The 19,365-nt window shown below is 66.4% G+C and carries 17 protein-coding genes; 11 read left to right on the forward strand and 6 right to left on the reverse strand.

Annotation, left to right across the window (positions count from 1 at the left end; genetic code table 11):
* Positions 1-104: 104 nt before the first annotated feature.
* The gene (locus ACHQ4I_RS10120) at positions 105-2,195 is read right to left on the reverse strand and encodes an amylo-alpha-1,6-glucosidase (protein ID WP_420771423.1); all 2,091 of its coding nucleotides are present in this window, start codon (positions 2,193-2,195) and stop codon (positions 105-107) included.
* Positions 2,196-3,033: 838 nt separating this feature from the next.
* On the opposite strand from ACHQ4I_RS10120, the gene ACHQ4I_RS10125 reads away from it, so the two are divergent.
* Positions 3,034-3,666: a response regulator gene (locus ACHQ4I_RS10125; RefSeq protein ID WP_420771424.1), complete on the forward strand. Its 633-nt coding sequence runs from the start codon at positions 3,034-3,036 to the stop codon at positions 3,664-3,666.
* Here the strand turns inward: ACHQ4I_RS10125 and ACHQ4I_RS10130 are convergent.
* A complete protein-coding gene (locus ACHQ4I_RS10130) occupies positions 3,663-4,445 on the reverse strand; it encodes a sigma 54 modulation/S30EA ribosomal C-terminal domain-containing protein (protein ID WP_420771425.1) in 783 nt (260 codons plus the stop codon). The genes ACHQ4I_RS10125 and ACHQ4I_RS10130 overlap by 4 nt on opposite strands.
* Positions 4,446-4,581: 136 nt before the next feature.
* Here ACHQ4I_RS10130 and ACHQ4I_RS10135 point away from each other — a divergent pair, with 136 nt between their 5' ends.
* A complete protein-coding gene (locus ACHQ4I_RS10135) occupies positions 4,582-6,315 on the forward strand; it encodes a sensor histidine kinase (protein ID WP_420771426.1) in 1,734 nt (577 codons plus the stop codon).
* Between the two features lie 11 nt (positions 6,316-6,326).
* On the opposite strand, the gene ACHQ4I_RS10140 is transcribed toward ACHQ4I_RS10135, so the two are convergent.
* A complete protein-coding gene (locus ACHQ4I_RS10140; protein WP_420771427.1) occupies positions 6,327-7,517 on the reverse strand; it encodes a beta-ketoacyl synthase N-terminal-like domain-containing protein in 1,191 nt (396 codons plus the stop codon).
* A gap of 213 nt (positions 7,518-7,730) precedes the next feature.
* Here ACHQ4I_RS10140 and ACHQ4I_RS10145 point away from each other — a divergent pair, with 213 nt between their 5' ends.
* The 3 genes from ACHQ4I_RS10145 to ACHQ4I_RS10155 all read left to right on the forward strand — a co-directional run bounded on the left by ACHQ4I_RS10145 (position 7,731) and on the right by ACHQ4I_RS10155 (position 11,852).
* Positions 7,731-9,071, forward strand: coding sequence for a diguanylate cyclase domain-containing protein (locus ACHQ4I_RS10145; RefSeq protein ID WP_420771428.1), 1,341 nt, complete (start codon positions 7,731-7,733; stop codon positions 9,069-9,071).
* Between the two features lie 9 nt (positions 9,072-9,080).
* Positions 9,081-9,419, forward strand: coding sequence for an antibiotic biosynthesis monooxygenase family protein (locus tag ACHQ4I_RS10150; protein ID WP_420771429.1), 339 nt, complete (start codon positions 9,081-9,083; stop codon positions 9,417-9,419).
* A gap of 84 nt (positions 9,420-9,503) precedes the next feature.
* Positions 9,504-11,852 carry a HelD family protein gene (locus tag ACHQ4I_RS10155; RefSeq protein ID WP_420771430.1) on the forward strand — a complete coding sequence of 783 codons (2,349 nt, stop codon included), beginning with the start codon at positions 9,504-9,506 and terminating at the stop codon, positions 11,850-11,852.
* Positions 11,853-11,928: 76 nt separating this feature from the next.
* Here ACHQ4I_RS10155 and ACHQ4I_RS10160 read toward each other — a convergent pair whose 3' ends face one another.
* The gene (locus ACHQ4I_RS10160; RefSeq protein WP_420771431.1) at positions 11,929-12,381 is read right to left on the reverse strand and encodes a universal stress protein; all 453 of its coding nucleotides are present in this window, start codon (positions 12,379-12,381) and stop codon (positions 11,929-11,931) included.
* Between the two features lie 364 nt (positions 12,382-12,745).
* On the reverse strand, positions 12,746-13,627 hold the full coding sequence (locus ACHQ4I_RS10165; RefSeq protein WP_420771432.1) for an AraC family transcriptional regulator: 882 nt from the start codon (positions 13,625-13,627) through the stop codon (positions 12,746-12,748).
* 53 nt (positions 13,628-13,680) lie between these two features.
* On the opposite strand from ACHQ4I_RS10165, the gene ACHQ4I_RS10170 reads away from it, so the two are divergent.
* Positions 13,681-14,166 (forward strand): VOC family protein, encoded by a 486-nt coding sequence (locus tag ACHQ4I_RS10170; RefSeq protein WP_420771433.1) that lies wholly within the window; start codon positions 13,681-13,683, stop codon positions 14,164-14,166.
* A gap of 38 nt (positions 14,167-14,204) precedes the next feature.
* Here ACHQ4I_RS10170 and uvrB read toward each other — a convergent pair whose 3' ends face one another.
* A complete protein-coding gene (gene uvrB / locus ACHQ4I_RS10175) occupies positions 14,205-16,388 on the reverse strand; it encodes an excinuclease ABC subunit UvrB (protein WP_420771434.1) in 2,184 nt (727 codons plus the stop codon).
* Positions 16,389-16,647: 259 nt separating this feature from the next.
* Between uvrB and ACHQ4I_RS10180 the strand changes: the two genes are divergently transcribed.
* The 5 genes from ACHQ4I_RS10180 (at position 16,648) to ACHQ4I_RS10200 (ending at position 19,345) form a co-directional block, all read left to right on the forward strand.
* Positions 16,648-17,289: a ribonuclease FAU-1 family protein gene (locus ACHQ4I_RS10180; protein ID WP_420771435.1), complete on the forward strand. Its 642-nt coding sequence runs from the start codon at positions 16,648-16,650 to the stop codon at positions 17,287-17,289.
* A gap of 67 nt (positions 17,290-17,356) precedes the next feature.
* On the forward strand, positions 17,357-17,881 hold the full coding sequence (locus ACHQ4I_RS10185; RefSeq protein ID WP_420771436.1) for a ribonuclease FAU-1 family protein: 525 nt from the start codon (positions 17,357-17,359) through the stop codon (positions 17,879-17,881).
* A gap of 113 nt (positions 17,882-17,994) precedes the next feature.
* Entirely contained in the window at positions 17,995-18,360 is a 366-nt protein-coding gene (locus tag ACHQ4I_RS10190) for an ArsR/SmtB family transcription factor (RefSeq protein WP_420771437.1), read from the forward strand.
* Complete coding sequence (locus ACHQ4I_RS10195) at positions 18,357-18,905, forward strand: pyridoxamine 5'-phosphate oxidase family protein (protein WP_420771438.1); 549 nt, start codon at positions 18,357-18,359, stop codon at positions 18,903-18,905. Before ACHQ4I_RS10190 ends, ACHQ4I_RS10195 begins: the two co-directional genes overlap by 4 nt.
* Entirely contained in the window at positions 18,902-19,345 is a 444-nt protein-coding gene (locus ACHQ4I_RS10200) for an SRPBCC family protein (RefSeq protein WP_420771439.1), read from the forward strand. Before ACHQ4I_RS10195 ends, ACHQ4I_RS10200 begins: the two co-directional genes overlap by 4 nt.
* Positions 19,346-19,365: the final 20 nt, after the last annotated feature.

The raw sequence follows: 19,365 nt of genomic DNA on the forward strand, positions 1-19,365 counted from the left end.
TCTCGATCGTGTCGGTCCAACAGACGTGATACCCCCAGCGCCATGCTAGGCCGACCCACCGACAAGTTTCCCCACGCGCCGTGCACACCGGACATCCGCCCAGGTCAAGTATCCGATCGACGCAACTTTCCGGACAACCCGCTGAGCTGCCACCCCTCATTGTCCACTGTGACCGTGAGCACATCCGATCCCACCCGCACCCCGCTCACCCGCAGCGGCAGATACCGGTCCGGCACCGCGGGCGCGACCGAGGCCGAACCGCTGCCCGGCTCCAGCCGCAGCATGCTCCGCATGAACAGCAGCGGCGCGGCGGAGGCCCACGCTTGCGGCGAGCACGAGGTCGGGTACGGCACCGGCGCGTCGAATTCGGCGCGGTCGAAACCGCTGAACAGCTCGGGCAGCCGATATCCGAATCGGGTCGACGCGTCGAGCACGCCATCGATCACGCGGTTGGCGTGTTCGGTGTAGCCGTAACGCATGAGCCCGGCGGCGCAGATCGCGTTGTCGTGCGGCCACACCGAACCGTTGTGATAACTGACCGGGTTGTACGCGCCCATGTTCGTGGCCAGCGTGCGGATCCCCCACCCGCTGAACATCTCCGGCGAGAGCAGATGGTCCGCGACCCGGCCCGCCTTGTCCTCATCGATGATGCCGGTCCACAGGCAGTGCCCGATATTCGAGGTCAGCGCGTCGATCGGCCGCTTGTCCCGATCCAAACCCATGGCGTACCAACCGTGCTCGGGCAGCCAGAACGCCGCATTGAACGCCGCCTTCAATGCCGCCGCCTTGGTACGGAACCGATCCGCGGTCTCGTGATCGCCCATATCGATGGCCAGCGTCGCCCGCGCCAGATACGCCGCGTACACGTACGCCTGCACCTCGGCCAGCGCGATCGGCGCCTCCGGCAATCGGCCGTCGGCGAAGGTCACCCCGTCCCAGGAGTCCTTCCACCCCTGATTCGCCAACCCGTGTTCGGCCGCGCGCTGATACTCGACGAATCCGTCGCCGTCCGCGTCACCGAAGCGCTCGATCCAGTCCAGCGCCCGGTCCGCATGCGGCAGCAGCTCGTCCCGGGTCTGCGCGTCCAGTCCCCACCGGTGCAGCTCGCCGAGCAACATCACGAACAGCGGTGTGGCATCGGCGGTTCCGTAGTACACGGTGTCACCACCGAGCAGCAGCGTCGCCGCCCGCCCGAACCGCACCTCGTGCGGGATCCGTCCCGGCTGCTCCTCGGTCACCGCGCGGACCTCACTGCCCTGCAAGCCCGCCAGGCTCTGCAGCGTTCCGAGGGCCAGCCGCCGATCCAGCGGCAACACCATCCAGGAGGTGAGCAACGAGTCCCGCCCGAACAGCGCCATGAACCACGGCGCACCGGCGGCGACCACCGCCCGCTCCGGATGCCTGGGATCGAAGATGCGCAGCGCACCGAGATCGACCACGGCGCGTCGCAATACCGCGGCGAGTGTCTCGTCCCCGGTGCGGACGAGCGGCGAGTTCTCGTACCAATCGCGCAACCGCTGCGCCGGTGCGCTGTGCGATACCGGCTTCCCGCACAGATGCCGCGGCTTGATGACCGATCCGAGCGTCGGCTGGTACTGGATGCACACCGACCATTCACCGCGCCCGGGCAGGTCCACCTGCCAGCGCAATTCGCGATCGGTCGCGGCCGCCCCCGCGGCGGTCACCGTCACCGCCAACGCCAGATCGGTCCGGCTGATCTCGACCGCACCAGCCCTCACCTTGCTCTTGGTGACCACGACGCCGCCGACCCGCCCCTCCTTCACCTCGAACAGGTCCGCGAAATCGGCGTCGATCTCCAGCGCGACCACGCAGCTGATCGCCGCACCGGACAGATTGCGGACCGACAGGTCCTCACGCATCCCGTCGCCGACATGCCGCGCGACGGTCACCAGTGCGGTGCTGTCGGCGCGGCCCGGTCGCGGCGGTGTTCTGGCCACCAGCGTCGCACTGTAGGGCTCGGCGTGCTGGACGGTCAGCGGCTGCGGCGGCAATCCGTCGACGGTCAGCCGCCACCGCGACAGCACCCTGGTATCACGAACGAACAGTCCCTCGGCGCGATTCGGGTTGATGACGCCGCCGTCCTCGCTGATGCAGAACGTCGATCCCTCGACCAGCGTCAGCCCGGCGACCGCCCGAGCGCCCGGGTCGGCGCCCTCACCCCACGGGCTCGTCAAGCGACCGGCGTGGGCGGCATCGCCCGGCTCGTCCGCACCAGCTCCAGCCGAGGCTCCAGCGGTTCCTCGCGCGGTTCGGGATCTTCGGGGCGCATCAGTGGACGCACGCGCTCAGTGTAGTAGCGCCACTGCCCTGGGTCGCGAATCTCGGTGATAATCACCAGTTTCCGGCGCGCCGAATTGGCGACCTAGACCGCCCGGCGCACATCCTTCTCCGCGTTGTGGTGGATGACCGCCGAGATCGGGATGCCACCTGCCGCTGGGATTGCGAGATCGCGACAATGTGCGCGGTCTGCGCCACGGTGCGGTACCGGCACTCACGGTGGCACGATCAGCCGATCTTCAGGGACATGTCCATTCTTCGGTCTCCGTTTCGAAAGCGGGGGCCTCCAGAATGGTGCGACCGTGCGCGAGCCGCCATTGCACGCCGCACGCGCGGCAGTGGAACAGGGTATCCCGATGGTGGTCGAAGATGCCGATGTCATGTGAGCCACAATCGGGACAGCTCTGCGGCGGACCGAAAATATTCCCGAAATCGAGTGTCGCCGAATACGTCATTGTTCGAGATAACCATGCATGGGGCCCTCCAAGGCCACGCTGCCAAGCCCTCTTTGAATGACTTTCGGCCTCAGCATACCCGTAACCAGGATTCGCACGCCGCCATTCGAGCGGTCGGTTTCCGTCGGCGTTTCGATAGCGCACGCAGGTAAATTCGAGTCGGAATTACTCGAAATTGTCGTTTCCGACATACGGTGTGCCCCGCGAGGAGATACCTTGTCGGGGTGGGACAATCGGTACCGTGGGGGCGCGAGATCCCCTGCACCGCATGGGAGGTCGCGTGATCACAGTCTTCCTCGTCGACGACCACGAGATCGTCCGACGCGGCCTCATCGACTTGCTGGAAAGCGATCCGGAACTCACGGTGATCGGCGAGGCGGGCGATGTCGCCACCGCCATGACCGGCATTCGCGCGCTACAGCCCGATGTCGCCGTACTGGACGTCCGACTACCCGACGGCAACGGCATCGAACTGTGCCGCGATCTGCTCGCCGAAATCGACGGTTTGCATTGCCTCATTCTGACGTCCTACACCGATGAGCACGCCATGCTGGACGCGATCCTGGCGGGCGCCAGCGGCTATGTCGTGAAGAACATCAAGGGCATGGAATTGGCCGCGGCCGTCAAACAGGTCGGTGCGGGTCGTTCGCTCTTGGATAACCGCGCGGCAATCGCGCTCAAAGCGCGACTGCGCAGCAGCACCGAAAACAACGGACCACTCGCCGGACTCACCGAACAAGAACGCAGACTGCTCGCACTGCTCGGCGAGGGATTGACCAATCGGCAGATCGCGGCGCGAATGTTCCTGGCCGAGAAGACCGTAAAGAATTACGTCTCCCGTTTGCTGGCCAAGCTCGGGATGGAACGGCGCACCCAGGCCGCGGTGCTGGCCTCCAAACTGCGCGAGGGTTAACCGACCGGCACGACGATGGTGAGGTCCCCGTCGTAGCGGCGGTATAGCAGCCTACCCCGACCGGTGTCCGCGTCGGTGAAGAACAGGAACGGCAGACCCTTGCGACACAACCGGGTCACCGCGGCCTCTTCGATCAGCGTCGGCGCGGGCTCCGAATCCATAACCACCGTTAGTGAATTCACCGTGAGCGGCCTGTCCGACGCAGTCTGCGGCGCGGCGATGGTGCGCTGCCTGGCCATCCGAACGCCGAGCGCATCCGCCCAGCACACCACGGCGTCTTCACCGGTCTCGGCGTCGATGAACAGGTATGCGTCGTAATCCATCGCATCCAGCACCTCCGTCGCCTCGACGGGCGAACCGGTCAGCAACGCGCAGTGCTTCCTCCGCACGATCGGGCGCGGCTCGGTGACCCTGGCCAGGGGCGGGCGCGCCGGATCGGGCCACTCGCGTGACTGCTTGGTCGCCAACCGGGCGATCTGACGGTCCAGTCGTTCCACGGCGAAGGTCACCGCGAAGCCGCGCGGACCCGTGACCTGCACCCGAGTCGGGGTGTCGTGAATGCGAATGTTGGCCTGTACCAACGTCGGTTCGTTCGCATCCACCGGTGCGGTGACCCGCACCCGTGCCGCCGCGTCGAGGTGATACCGACGCAAGACGCGGCCGATCCCCCGCACGGCCCTGGTCACATCCGCGGGCGGCACCGCGCCCCGGGTAGTCACGGCCAATTCGGGGTCGGCCGCGGTTGCCCACAGCTCCGACGTACGCAACGGTGAATTCATAGGACATCCCTACTTTCTATTCCCGGTGCGACCATGCCATCACCGCAACGGCCTGGCGAACAGGGCCGAAAGTCCTCGATCGGCCAACTAGACTGGCGTAGGCGCTGTTACGCGCCCACCAGAACAGGATGCCGATATGACCGAAGAGCTGGGCAGCGGCCCCTATTCGGTACGCGACACGCTGTCGCAACTGCGGCTCAGGGAGCTCCTATCCGAGGTCGAGGAACGCGTCGAGCTGATCATCGATTCACGCGACCGGATGGACGGCCTGGTCGAGGCGATGCTGACCGTCACCTCCGGCCTCGACCTCGACGAAACCCTGCGCGCCATCGTGCACACCGCGACCAGCCTGGTCGACGCCCGCTACGGCGCGCTGGCGGTGCGCGGCCACGATCAGCAGGTCACCCAGTTCCTCGACGAGGGCATGGACGATAAGACCAGGGAGGATATCGGCCGACTGCCCGCCGGACACGGCGTACTCGGTGAGGTGTTCTCCCAACCCAAACCACTGCGCCTGGACGAGCTGTCGAAACATCCCGCGTCCGTTGGCTTTCCGCCGCACCACCCGCCGATGCACACCTTCCTCGGGGTACCCGTGCGCATCCGCGACGAGGTCTTCGGCAGCCTCTACCTGACCGAGAAGGCCAACGGCCAGCCCTTCACCGAGGACGACGATGTGCTCGTCCAGGCGCTCGCGGCCGCCGCCGGTATCGCCGTCGACAACGCCAGGCTCTACGAATCGGCGCGCACCAGACAGGCCTGGATCGAGGCCACCCGCGATATCGCCACCGAATTCCTCGCGGGCACCGAACCCGATCTGGTGCTCGCACATGTGGTCGACCACGCGCGCGCCCTCACCGGATCGCACCAATCGTTCCTCGCCAGCAGCGCCGCACCGCAGCTCGCCGCGGTATCCGAACTGGTCATCACGCAGTGGTCCGGTCCGGGCATCGGATTCGACGGACTGACGGTGGAGGCCGAAGGCACCGCGCTCGGCGAGGCCTTCACCCGCCGCACACCGCTGCGCTTCGACGATGCCGCGCTGATCGATCTCGGCGTGCCGCTCGACGATGTCGGCCCCGCGCTGATCCTGCCGCTGTGCACCCCCGATGCCACCCTGGGAACGCTGGTCACCGTGCGGCCGATCGGCTCGCCGCCCTATGCCGACGAACTGGTCGAGCTGACCAACGCTTTCACCGATCAGGCCGCGCTCGCCATGCAGTTGGCCGAGACTCAGCGCAGGATGCGCGAACTGGATATCCTCGCCGACCGCGACCGCATCGCCCGCGATCTGCACGACCACGTGATCCAGCGACTGTTCGCCATCGGACTGACTATGCAAAACGTGGTACCGCGTGCCGAGGTTCCCGAAGTGCGCCAGCATCTTTCGACGGTCATCAATGATCTGCAGGAGGTGGTCCAGGAGATCCGCACCTCCATCTTCGATCTGCACGGCGGCAACGGCAGTAGCATCCGGCTGCAGCAGCGGATCGAGGACGCGGTGCGCCAGCAGACCACCGACGCCCCGCTGCGCGCCTCCGTGCAGGTGACCGGTCCGCTCTCGGTGCTCGAGGCCGAATTGGCCGATCACGCGGAGGCGGTGGTGCGCGAGGCGGTCAGCAATGCGGTGCGGCATTCCGGCGCGGCGAGCGTCACGGTGGAGATCAGCGTGGCCGACGATCTGACCATCGTGGTCACCGATGACGGCTGGGGCATCCCGAATCACGTGATCCGCAGCGGATTGCGGAATCTGGAGCAGCGGGCCGAGAAGTCGGAAGGGCATTTCACCATCGGACCGGCGGTGCCGGGCATGCACGAACTGGAGGGCATGCCGGGAACGAAGTTGTGCTGGTCGGTGCCACTGCCGTGAGCGGCACGGCCTCAGCCGGCGGGACCGAGCACCACCATCGAATTATTTCCGCCCATCCCGAGCGAGAGCTTGACCGTGATTCCACCCTCGAACCGCGTCGGGCCATCCAGTAGCCGCTCGTACGCGGGCGCGACGATCGGTGCGGCGGGCACGATGCCGCGCTCGTAACCCATTGCCGCGACAGCCACCTCGACGCCCGCGGCCGCGCCCTGGCAGTGCCCCGCCAGCGGCTTGACCGAATAGACCTGCGGCCGATCGTCGAACAGCCGCCGGAGCAGATCCCGCTCGGCCACATCGCACTGCCGGGTGCCGGTGCCGTGCGCGTTGAAATACCGCACGTCCTCGGGGGTTATGGCGGCGTCGGCGAGGGCCCGCCGCGCGCAGTCGAAGATCTGGGTGTGCCCGGGATCGACCGACACCACGTGATAGGCGTCGTTGGTCATACCGCCGCCCAGCACCGCGGCATACGGCCGCTCGACCGAGCGGCTGAGGACGAAGGCGACCGACGCCTCCCCCATGCTGAAACCGCGGGTGCCCTCTTGGAAGGGGCGGCAGGCGGCCAGCGGTTCGGCGTCGCCGACCGCGGCGCCGAGCTGAACGAAGTGCTCGACCATCTCCGGTGTGGCCGACATATCGGTGGCCACGCAGATCACGTCATCGGCGATACCGCAGTCCAGCCATAGTTTGGCGGTGATCAGCCCGACATTCGCCGAACTGCACGCCGCCGAGACGCTCATCGTCGGACCGTGGAAGCCGAACTCCTGCTGCAACACCGAGATCGGTGTGGAGGGCAATAGTCGCATGTAGTCGCGGGAGCGCCGGTGTCCGTGATCGACCAGGTAGAAGTCGCGCCAATCGGCGACATCGCCGAGCACGATGGCGTGCAGCATGCCCACGGTGCGCCCCGGCCGCCAACCGCGCGCGGACGCGTCGGCGATCGCCTCACGACCCGACTCGTGCATAGCGCGCCCGTAGATGCTGTCGCTCACCATCGGATCGCCGCCGTCCGGAATCAGCGATACCCAGGCCTGCTCATCGCGGCCCGGGCCGTAACCGGGCTGCAGCGTGGCCGCGGACTTTCCGCTCAGCAGCCCCTGCCACAGCATCTCGCGGCCCCAGCCGTACCCGGTGACCGCACCGATCCCGGCGATCGTCATATGATCTTGATGGTGCGCTTCGCGCTTGGGGTTGGTACCCGGCATTGCATCGCTCCTCCAGCGGCTCCCCGGGCCGACCGACGTTCGGCTCGAGAATGTTCGCGGCTCCGGGTTTCGTAAAGGTCATCAGATAGCGCCCGATGGAGTGCCCGAACTGTGATCGAAGCAATAGCGTGGATGATGTGATCTTGTACACGTCGATACCAGAATAATCCCATGTTCCAATGGCCATGATTGGGTCGACGATCGGGGGTTCGAGTGGATCAGGACAGGGAAGCCGACGTCGGGGTCGACGCCGAGCAGCTGGCGCAGCGCTATCGGTCCCTGGTCGAACACACCCCGGACGGGATCGTGGTGCACGAGCGCGGCACCGTCGTCTACGCCAACCAGGCCACCGTGCGCATGCTCGCGGCCGAGAGCGCCGACCAGATCATCGGAGCGCCGCTCACCCGTTTCGTCCATCCCGATTCGGTGCCCGGCATGCTCGACCGCATCAGCCAGCTGACCATCGCCGGCGCCGCCTCCGCACCCACCGAAATGCAGCTGATCCGCGTCGACGGCGAGACCGTCCCGGTCGAGACGGTGTCGGTGCTCACCGCATGGCACGACCATCTGGCCTATCAGGTGGTCATCCACGATCTCACCGCCCAGCGCGCCGCCGAGGCCGCGCAGCGCCGGGCCGAACAGCACTTCACTACCGTCGTCTCGCAGCTGGAGGAGGGGGTGGTGGTGATCGACCGGGACGGCCGCATCGAATCGGCCAATCCCGCGGCCGTGCGCATCTTCGGCACCGACGACCGCCGCGAACTCATCGGCGCCACCATCGACGAACTGCCGCTGGTGCTGCTCGACGCCAATGCCCAGCCGCTGCCGCCGAGCAGGCATCCGGTCGCGCGGACCCTGGCGACCGGCGAGACGATCACCGGTTACATCTTCGGCGTCGACCGCCACGATGGGCAGCGCCGCTGGCTCTCGGGCAGCTCGCGCCTGCTCAATCCGGGCGATCCGGATTCGCCCGCGGTGTCGTCCTTCGCCGATATCACCGAATTCCGGGCCAGCCGAAGGCAATTGGAGTACCAGGCCACCCACGACTCGCTGACCGGACTGGCCAACCGCGCGTTGATCCTGTCCCAGCTCGCCAGCGCCCTGGCCACCAGCGAGGATCTGCCGGTCTCGACGGTGCTGTTCATCGACCTGGACGGCTTCAAGGCGATCAACGACACCCTCGGCCACGCGATCGGCGACACCGTTCTACAGATCGTGGCGCAGCGGCTGCAGCGCGCGCTGCGCGGCACCGATCTGGTCGGACGGCTCGGCGGCGACGAATTCCTGGTGCTGCTGTCCGGACGGACCCGGCGCGTCGATATCGACTCCCTGGTGCGCCGCCTGCGTTCGACCATGGCCGAACCGATCATCGCCCGTGGACACCGGATCGAGGTGAACGCCTCGATCGGCGTCACCGAACTCGAGGAGGGCGACAACCGCACACCCGAGGCGGTGCTGCACGACGCCGATCTGGCGATGTACCGGGCCAAGCCGACCGGACACCGGGAAGGCGACCCACTGGGCCGCAGGCCGAATAACACCCACGCTTCCTGAAGGTTTTTCATGATCATCGAACACGCCCTGCTGCCCGTGCGCCCCGAACAGTCGGCGGCCTTCGAGGCGGCGTTCGCCGAGGCCAGACCGATTATCGAGAGCATGCCGGGCTTCCGGTCGCTGTCGCTGTCGCGTTGCGTCGAGGCGCCCGACACGTATCTGCTGCTGGTGGGATGGGAACGGCTGGCCGATCATGTCGAGGGTTTCCGCGGGTCCCCGGGATACCAGCGCTGGAAGCAGCTGCTGCACCACTTCTACGACCCGTTCCCTGTCGTCCAGCACTTCGCCCCGGTGCTAGCCACAGACCCTCTACCTGCGGTTACAGCGATCGCGCCGAACCAGCAGTAGACTCGATAACTCCGTTTTCTATGGCGTTCGAGTGCACCGTATCCTGCGTGTGCACCGGCTCATCGCGGTGACAAGGAGTTCAGTTTGCCCGACCGCCTCACGCAGGACCGTGCCACCGATGACGGCGCGCCCGAGCGGAACCGCGAGATCGACCAGGAGCAGGTCTATCTGTCCGTGCTCTATGAACGACTCGACGGTATGCGCGAATACGCCACGAATCGGCTGCGCACCGTCCTGCTGGAAACCGGTGGCACCCCGCAGGCCCGCACCGAACGCGAATCGTTCAGCCAGCTCTACTCCGAGGATCTGGCCAAATACGATGCCGCCGAACACGGCCTGTGTTTCGGCCGCATCGACCTCGACGGTGACTCCTCGGATGGCGAGTACCGCTACATCGGCCGCCTCGGCATACTCGACGAGAAGGACGATTACGAGACGCTGCTGCTGGATTGGCGTGCGCCCCTTGCCCGTCCGTTCTATCTCGCGACCACCGCCGCCCCGGACGGGGTGATCCGACGTCGACATATCCGGTCCCGCAATCGGCGGGTCACGGCCATCAACGACGAATACCTGAACCTCGACGCCGCCCGCATCGCGGGCGTGACCGATAGCGCTGGCGGGGTCGGCAGCGAGAGCGCGCTGCTCTCGGCGCTCAACGCCGCCCGCACCGGCCATATGAACGACATCGTCGAGACCATCCAGAGCGAGCAGGACGCGATCATCCGCTCCGAGCACAAGAGCGTGCTGGTGGTGCAGGGCGGTCCCGGCACCGGCAAGACCGCTGTCGCACTGCATCGCGCGGCCTACCTGCTCTACACCTATCGCCAGCAGCTGGCCAAGAGCGGCGTGCTGATCATCGGTCCGAACGCCACCTTCCTCGATTACATCGGACAGGTGCTGCCCTCGCTCGGTGAGACCGGTGTGCTGCTGTCCACCATCGGCGATCTGTATCCGGGTGTGAAGGCAACCCGCGAGGATTCGCTGCGCGCCGGTGAGATCAAGGGCTCGCTGGCCATGTTGGAGGTGCTCAAGCAGGCGGTGCGCGACCGCCAGGAAGTGCCGTCCGAACCGATCCGGCTCGCTTTCGACGGCTACCCGGTCACCCTCGACCGCAAGATCGCCACCAAGGCGCGCGGCCGCGCCCGCTCATCGCGGCGCCCGCACAACCTGGCCCGGCCGATCTTCGCCTCCTCGGTCATCGACGCTCTCACCGAACAGCTGGCCCAGACCATGGGCGCGGATCTGTCCGGTGGCCACCGGGGGATGGCAGGAGGCGCAGCCGACGGGGCGGGTAAGGAAAGTCTGCTCAGCCGAACCGATCTCGCCGAGATCCGGGACGAAATGCGGGCCGATCCGGAGATCCAGGCGGCCATCGGCAAGCTGTGGCCGATCTTGTCACCGCAGGAGGTGCTCGCGGATCTGCTGGCCGATCCGAAGCGACTCGACCGGGTCGCCAGCACTTTGGCCCCGGATGATCGGGCCGAGTTGGTGCGTTCGGACGATGGTGAATTCAGCGCACCCGACGCGCCGCTGCTAGACGAGCTCGCCGAACTGCTCGGCATCGATGACACCGAGGAACGCGAACGCGCCCGCCGCCGCTGGCGGGCCCAGCTGGCCGAGGCCCAGGATGCGCTCGACATCCTGACCGGTTCCGCGCCACAGGATCTCGAGGACGAACTCGATCCGGAGATCCTGATGGCCTACGACCTGATCGACGCCAGCCAGCTGGCCGAACGTCAGGATGTGCGCAACCGGCAGACCACCGCGGAACGCGCGGCGGGCGACCGCAATTGGACCTACGGGCACGTGATCGTCGATGAGGCGCAGGAACTTTCGGAGATGGCCTGGCGGATGGTGATGCGCCGCATTCCGAACCGGTGGGTCACGGTGGTCGGCGATGTCGCCCAGACCGGCGATCCGGCGGGTGCGTCATCCTGGCAGCGGATGCTGGAACCCTATGTGGCGAAACGGTGGAAGCTCACCGAGTTGACCGTGAACTACCGGACCCCGGCGGAGATCATGGCGATCGCGGCCGATGTGCTCGCCGAGATCGATCCGGGCGCGGCGGTGCCGCGATCGGTGCGGGAGACGGGGGTGAAACCACGCGCGCACGCCGTCGAGGCGGGCGAATTGCGCGGTGCGGTCGCACAATTGGTCGCGGCGGAGACGGGTCCGGGCACCACCGCGGTCATCACACCGCACGCGCTGGTCGCGGATTTCGCCGAGCTGGCGGGCGAATCCGTGCGAGTGCTGACGGTGCATGATGTGAAGGGTCTGGAATTCGACGCGGTCTATCTGGTCGAACCCCAGGACATCCTCGACGAATCACCGCGCGGACTCAACGACCTCTACGTGGCACTGACCCGAGCGACCCAACGACTCGGCGTGGTGCACACCGCGGAACTACCACCGGTGCTCGGCGCATTGCACTGACTCGGCCCGACCGTGAACACGACAGCCGCACATTCCCCGACTGCTGGGGGGATGTGCGGCTGTCGTCGCGGTCTGGCTACCTGACGGTGTGCACGATCAGCACATCCGAACGCGACTTGCGCGCCACATCCGAAGGCACCGATCCCAGCAGCCGCCCGGCCAGGGTGTTCAGCCCCCGGTTACCGACGACGAGCAGATCGGCCTGTACCTCCTTGACGAGCGCGAGCAGCGACTCGACGGGCTCACCGACGATCGCCCGCTCGACGATCTCCTTGGCCCCCTCCGCGGTCGCCCGGTCTCGGGCGGTGCGCAGGATCTCGTTGGTGGGCGCGGAGCCGCGGACCTGGTAGGCCTCGTCCTTGAGCACATCGGCGGCGGCGGCGACGTCGCGATCGTCGGTCGGGTAGTACGCGCAGGCAACGACCAGGGTCGCACCCGCGGCCCCGGCCAGCGATGCGGCCTTGTCGACGGCGACGTACGACGAGTCCGAGCCATCGGTACCGACGACAATGGTCCGGTAGGCGGTCATTTCTCCTCCAACTGTGGTGTCGGGTGCCTACACCGGTGCCACTCTGGAGTCGTGGCACCAGCGCGGCGACTGGGGTCGACCATAGCGGCAAATCGGCCGGAAATAGCAGAAATCGCAACACATCACACTCCGGGGTCTCCCGGCTTTACCGACACAGCTTCGTCTGACGAATGCCGGAAGGGCCGTTGCGACCTGGGCGGATCTAATTTTCGGGTCCGCTACTTGTGATCCATCACAACCGACTCCGAACGTTCTTGCGCGCCTGGGATATTCATCACATATCCCGAAACATGGCCGCTATCCGAGGAACGCATAGCCCGTCATCGGCTCGCTCCGGGTGAAATGCCCTAACGCCGAACTGCGGCTACATTCTGGTCGGAATGACCTTCGCGGTCACCTCGTTGCGGGAGCGCAGGGAATTCTTGGCATATTCCAGCGGCGCCATTCCGACTTCCGCGGTGAACTCTCGCGAGAAATGTGCTTGATCGAAATAGCCCAACTCGGCGGCCAGCGCGGCCAGATCTTCGGTGCGTCCGCGCGCCAGCAGATCGGCGCCGTCCTGGAGCCGGTATCGGCGCAATACCCATTTCGGCCCCGCCCCGACATAGCGCCGAAACATCCGCTGCAATGTGCGGATCGGGATATCGAACCGGTCGGTGACCTGATCGACTCGGGTCAGTTCTTGGTCCTGTTCCATGGCGGCGACGATGCGCAGCACCAGCCGATAGTTGGGGTCCGCCGCGGCCCGGCGGCCGATCAGAAAATCCTCGATGATGGTGCGGCGCTTGGTATCCGATGCGTCGGCGAGCACGCGCTCGGTCAGACCCTCGGCCTCCGGCAGCACCTCGGTGAGCGGCACCGCGCTATCCCGGAACGCACCCACATGCAGACCGGTGAATGCGCCGAAACCGCCCGCCCGGAACCGTACGCCGAAGGTCTCCCCCGCACCGCTGAGCTCCCGTACGAACTTCGTCGTGCACACGCCGTTGACGAAACCGCCGGTGCGGGCTTCGGTGCGCTCGAAGGTGACGTTCACGCACGGGAACGGCAGCACCTCGGCGTGATACGGCGGTCTGCCGGTCAGATCCCAGCGCACCGACCAATACCACTCGACGAACCGGCCGACCTCGGGTCCGGCGGATAACCGCGCCAGCGACCGATGCCTGGCCTGCTCGTCCGGATGCAGGATGCCCTTCACGTCGTCGGGCGCTGGCACCGGCACCGGCGCATCGTCCACCTCGGTCACCGCTGTCGCTTTCTTACAAGACCATTCAGTCGCGATCGACCAGGCTTATCCGCATGACCGAAACCGCGAATACCGACACCGTGAACCCCATTGCCGACGGCTATCACTCCATCACCTGCTTCCTGGCCGTCCCCGACGGCAACAAGGCAATCGAGTTCTATTCCAACGTCTTCGAGGCAGAGGTGATCAGCCGCAACGATCTCCCCGACGGCCAGCCCGCGCACGCCGAACTGAAGATCGGCGACTCGACACTGCAGCTGGGCATGCCCATTCCGGACAACAACGTCCTGGCCCCCAACGGCGAATGGGTGCACACCTCGATCGTGCACTACTGCCCCGACGTCGACGCGGTCATCAAGCGCGCCGTCGAAAACGGCGCCCGCAGCGCGGAGGAGCCGCAGACCTTCGTCACCGGCGACCGCTTCGGCGTGGTCATCGACCCCTTCGGCCACCGCTGGGCGGTGCTGACCAAGGTCGAGAACGTCTCCCGTGAAGAGGCCGAGCGCCGCGTCAACGAATGGCTGGCCACCCAGAGCTGAACCACACCGAGTTCGGCGGCGTCGAGAGACGCCGCCGCTCAACTCAACCCCGCGGCATCCATCCCGCGCAGTTCCTTCTTCAGATCCGCGATCTCGTCCCGTAGCCGTCCGGCCAGCTCGAACTGCAGTTCCCGCGCCGCATTCATCATCTGCGCGGTGAGTTCCTTGACCAGATCCGCCAATTCGGCCCGCGGCATGGATTTGACGTCGCGGCCTTCGAACACCCCCGCGCTCACCGCCCGACCCGGCTCGCCCTGGGCGCGGCGGCCGCGGCTGACATTGCGGCCCGATCCACCGACGGCCACCTCGCTGTCGTCGGCCTCCTGATACACCTGGTCCAGGATGTCGGCGATCTTCTTGCGCAGCGGTTGCGGGTCGATGCCCATCGACTCGTTGTAGGCGACCTGCTTGGCCCGGCGGCGCTCGGTCTCATCGATGGCGTGCCGCATCGAATCGGTGATCTTGTCCGCGTACATGTGCACTTCACCGGAGACGTTGCGCGCCGCGCGGCCGATGGTCTGGATGAGGCTGGTGCTGCTGCGCAGGAAGCCCTCCTTGTCCGCGTCCAGGATCGCGACCAGCGACACCTCGGGCAGGTCCAGGCCCTCGCGGAGCAGGTTGATGCCGACCAGCACGTCGTACTCGCCGAGCCGCAGCTGCCGCAGCAGCTCGACCCGGCGCAGCGTGTCGATCTCTGAATGCAGGTACCGCACCCGCACACCGAGTCCCAGCAGGTAATCGGTGAGGTCCTCGGCCATCTTCTTGGTCAACGTGGTGACGAGCACCCGCTCGTCGCGCTCGGTCCGCAGCCGGATCTCGTGCAGCAGATCATCGATCTGCCCCTTGGTCGGCTTGACCACCACATGCGGATCGACCAGACCCGTCGGACGGATCACCTGTTCGACGACCTCACCACCGGCCTGGCCGAGTTCGTACGGACCCGGGGTCGCCGACAGATAGACCGCCTGCCCGATCCGCTCGGCGAACTCCTCCCAGGTGAGCGGTCGGTTATCGATGGCCGACGGCAGCCGGAACCCGTACTCGACCAGATTGCGCTTGCGCGACATATCGCCCTCGTACATGCCGCCGATCTGCGGGACGGTGACATGTGACTCGTCGATGACGAGCAGGAAGTCCTCCGGGAAGTAGTCCAGCAGCGTCGCGGGCGCGGAACCAGCTGCGCGCCCGTCGATATGGCGTGAGTAGTTCTCGATGCCCGAGCAGAATCCGACCTGCCGGATCATCTCCAAGTCGTACTGGGTGCGCATCCGCAGCCGCTGCGCCTCCAACAGCTTGCCCTGGCGTTCCAGTTCGGCGAGGCGTTCCTCGAGTTCCTGCTCGATATCGCGGACCGCGCGTTCCATCCGCTCCGGACCCGCCACATAGTGCGTGGCCGGGAAGATCCGGACGGTATCGACCTGTCGCACCACATCGCCGGTGAGCGGATGCAGGTAGTAGAGCGCCTCGATCTCGTCGCCGAAGAATTCGATCCGGACCGCGAGTTCCTCATAGGACGGGATGATCTCGACGGTGTCGCCGCGCACTCGGAACGAACCGCGGGTGAAGGACATGTCGTTGCGGGTGTACTGCACGTCGACCAGCAGCCGCAGGAATGCGTCGCGATCGATCTCGGTGCCCACCTCCAGTTGCACCGACCGATCCAGATACGACTGTGGCGTGCCGAGACCGTAGATGCACGACACCGACGCGACCACCACGACATCGCGGCGCGACAACAGACTCGAGGTGGCCGAATGCCGCAGCCGCTCGACGTCGTCGTTGATCGAGCTGTCCTTCTCGATATAGGTATCGGTCTGCGCGATGTACGCCTCGGGTTGGTAGTAGTCGTAGTACGAGACGAAGTACTCGACGGCGTTGTTGGGCAACATCTCTCGCAGCTCATTGGCCAGCTGCGCGGCGAGGGTCTTGTTCGGGGCCATCACCAGGGTCGGCCGCTGTAGCCGCTCGATGAGCCACGCGGTGGTCGCCGACTTACCGGTACCGGTCGCGCCGAGCAGCACTACATCGCGCTCGCCCGCCTTGATGCGGCGCTCGAGCTCCTCGATGGCCGCGGGCTGATCGCCCGCGGGGCGATGTTCGCTGACGACCTGGAAATGCCCATCGGCCCGCTCGATCTCCCCGACCGGACGGAACTGCGAATGCGCCAGTGGGGTGCCCCGGTCCTCGTAGCCTTCCGCCGGGATTTCGGTTGCGAATGCCATGGTCCCCAGCCTAGGCCCAGGCACCGACAGATTCGCGGCCCCGGCGGACGCCCCATTCCCATCGGTGGCCGGTCGAGGTCGCGCCGGCATCCGGATCACGATCGAATCGCCGTTGCGCGATCTAGCGCACCGCCCCGGAGCAGCGCCGATGCGCAATCTGTTACCTGTCCTGAATGTCGGTGCCGCAATGAAATTCGCCGGGCGCGCACCGCTCGTTCCGGGTGTAGCCTAGTTTGGTTGTCGGACTGAGGATGAGGCCATGAGCGCTCTGATTCCATTGCTTGCCGCCGCGCCCGCTGTTACCGGTATTGCCGGTTATGTCGCGCGAGACTTCCGCGGGATTACCCCCCTACACCAGCCATCCCCTACCACCGCCGCACCGGGATCACCGATGACAACCCAGCTGAGACCCCAGGTAGAGCACTTCAATATCGCCGAACTGACCATGACCGACCCCAAGGGGTACGTGCGGCCGATCGACCGTGTGCACGTCGAGCCGTGGGGTCTGTACGTGGCACGCACCGTCAACGGTCCGCGGATCCAATACCTGGAGACCTGGCTGCTGCCCGAGCTCTGGTTGCGCGTGACGATCGCGCACTACCAGCCCGGTCATCACCGCGACCTGGACTACTGCCTGCATATCGGCGAGTACACCCGGATCGAGCCGAAGCGCTGGAAGTCCATGGACCAGTACCTCGAGATCGCGGTGCGCCACGGCCGCTCGGCCGAACTGCGTGGCGTCGACGAGTTGCTGGCCGCGCATGCGGCGGGTCTGATCGATATGACACATGCGCACCGCGCCCTGGACCGTGCGACCAAGGCGATAGCGGGCGTTGCCGCACACGACCACGAGGTGGAGCCCTGGCTCGCCACCCAGGACATCACGCTGACCTGGATGTAGCCCGGCAGTCGAGCAGACCGCCGCCATACCGCTCGACGCGGCCGCAACGGCGGTAGATTCTGTTTGCATGACACAGGCACCATCAGTGGACGTGCACAGGCCCAAGGTCGAGTACTTCAACCTCGCGGATCTGACCAACACGGACCCGAAGGGCTTCATCCGGCCGGTCGAGCGCTACCGCGCCGAACCGTGGGGCCTGTACATGGCGCGCACCTCGGATCATCCGCAGTTCCACTACATCGAATCGTGGCTGCTGCCCGCGCTTTCCATTCGGGTGACGGTCTTCCACTATCACCCGACGCACCGCCGCGATCAGGACTACTACCTCGATCTCGGCGAATTCACCCAGGTCGGGCCGAAGAAGTGGAGGGCGGTGGACCACTACCTCGATATCGTGGTGCGCTCGGAGCGCGAGACCGAGCTGCTCGACGTGGACGAACTACTCGCCGCGCACTCCGCGGGATTGATCACCCTCGCCGAGGCCACCGCCGCCGTCGAACACGCGTCCGTCGCCATCGACGGCATCGCCGCCAACGGATATTCGCTCGAGCGCTGGCTTGCCACGCTCGACATCACCCTGACCTGGCAATAGCACCACCGCCGACCTGGCGGTAGCCGGAATTTTCGCTCGCCCCTTGACAGACCGACATCGGTCGCCGCACCATTTAACCGATCAGTTAATTAGCCAGATGGTTTAATACAGCCATGACGGACGACCGGACCATGACGGACAACCCCAAGACGGACGACCTCAGCCGAACCTTCGCCGCACTCGCGGACCCGACCAGGCGGGCCATCCTCGCCCGGCTCGCCGAGGGGGAAGCGAGCGTCACCGAACTCGCGGAACCGTTCGCCATGAGCCTGCCCGCGATCTCGAAACACCTGAAGGTGCTCGAACGCGCCGGGCTCATCACCCGCGGCCAGCACGCGCAATGGCGCCCGTGCCGACTGGAGGCGGCGCCGCTCGGCGAGGCCACCGACTGGCTGGACCGGTACCGGAAATTCTGGGACGACCGTTTCGATCGGCTCGAAGAACACCTGCGACGAATACAGCAAAAGGACGCTCGATGACCTCGAACCCACCCGATCTCGCAGCCCTGCCCCAGGGCGATGTGCGCCTGCTCGACACCGAATTGGCCCAGCGCCTGCTGGCGGCGAATATTCCGGCGCGCCTGGCCTTCACGGCGGCCGATGGTACGCCGCGCGTGCTGCCGATCAATTTCTGGTGGAACGGAACCGAGGTGGTTATGACCGGATTCGCAACCTCCAAGAAAGCGAAAATGATCCGCGCCAGACCCGATGTCGCCATCACCATCGACACCAATTCCGCACCGCCCGAGACGCTGCTGATCCGGGGCCGCGCCGAGGTATCCGAAATGGACGGGCTCGCACCGGAATACGCGGCGGCCATGGGCAAGGGCGGCGCGGATGCGGTCGCCGACTACCTCGGCTTCCTGACCGAGCTGGCGCCGCGAATGGAGCGAATCGTGGTGCGGCCCAACTGGGTCGGCCTGATGGACTTCCGCACCCGATTCCCCGAGGGCGCCCCCGATTGGATGACCGGTGCCGACAGCCGCGCACCCCAACCCGAACACGAGGAGACGACACACTCATGAGCGACCGCGAATTCACCATCGTCCGCGCCTTCGACGCACCGCGCGAGCTGGTCTTCCGTGCCTGGCTCGATCCCGACCAACTCGTCGAATGGGCTGGGCCGGAGGGCTTTTCGATAGCACGCGAGAGCATCGTGGTGCAGCCGCGGGTCGGCGGCCGCTACGCGTCGGCGATGGTCGCCGACGCGGACGGCACCAGCTTCCCGAGCGCGGGCGTCTTCCGGGAGATCACCGAACCCGAACGTCTGGTCTTCACCTGGGGCGATCCGACCGGCGACGGCAGCGCCGGGCGCGAATCGGTGATCACGGTGACCTTCGACGAAACCGACGACGCCAAGACCACCATGACCTTCCACCTGCTCGCCCCCGGACCACTGAGTCCCGAGGACGGTGCGGAGCAGGGCTGGGGGCAGAGCCTGGACCGACTGGCCGCGCTGTTCTGAATGCCCGAAAAGCCTTCGCG

The sequence above is a fragment of the Nocardia nepalensis genome, assembly GCF_048910785.1.
GTDB lineage: Bacteria > Actinomycetota > Actinomycetes > Mycobacteriales > Mycobacteriaceae > Nocardia > Nocardia nepalensis.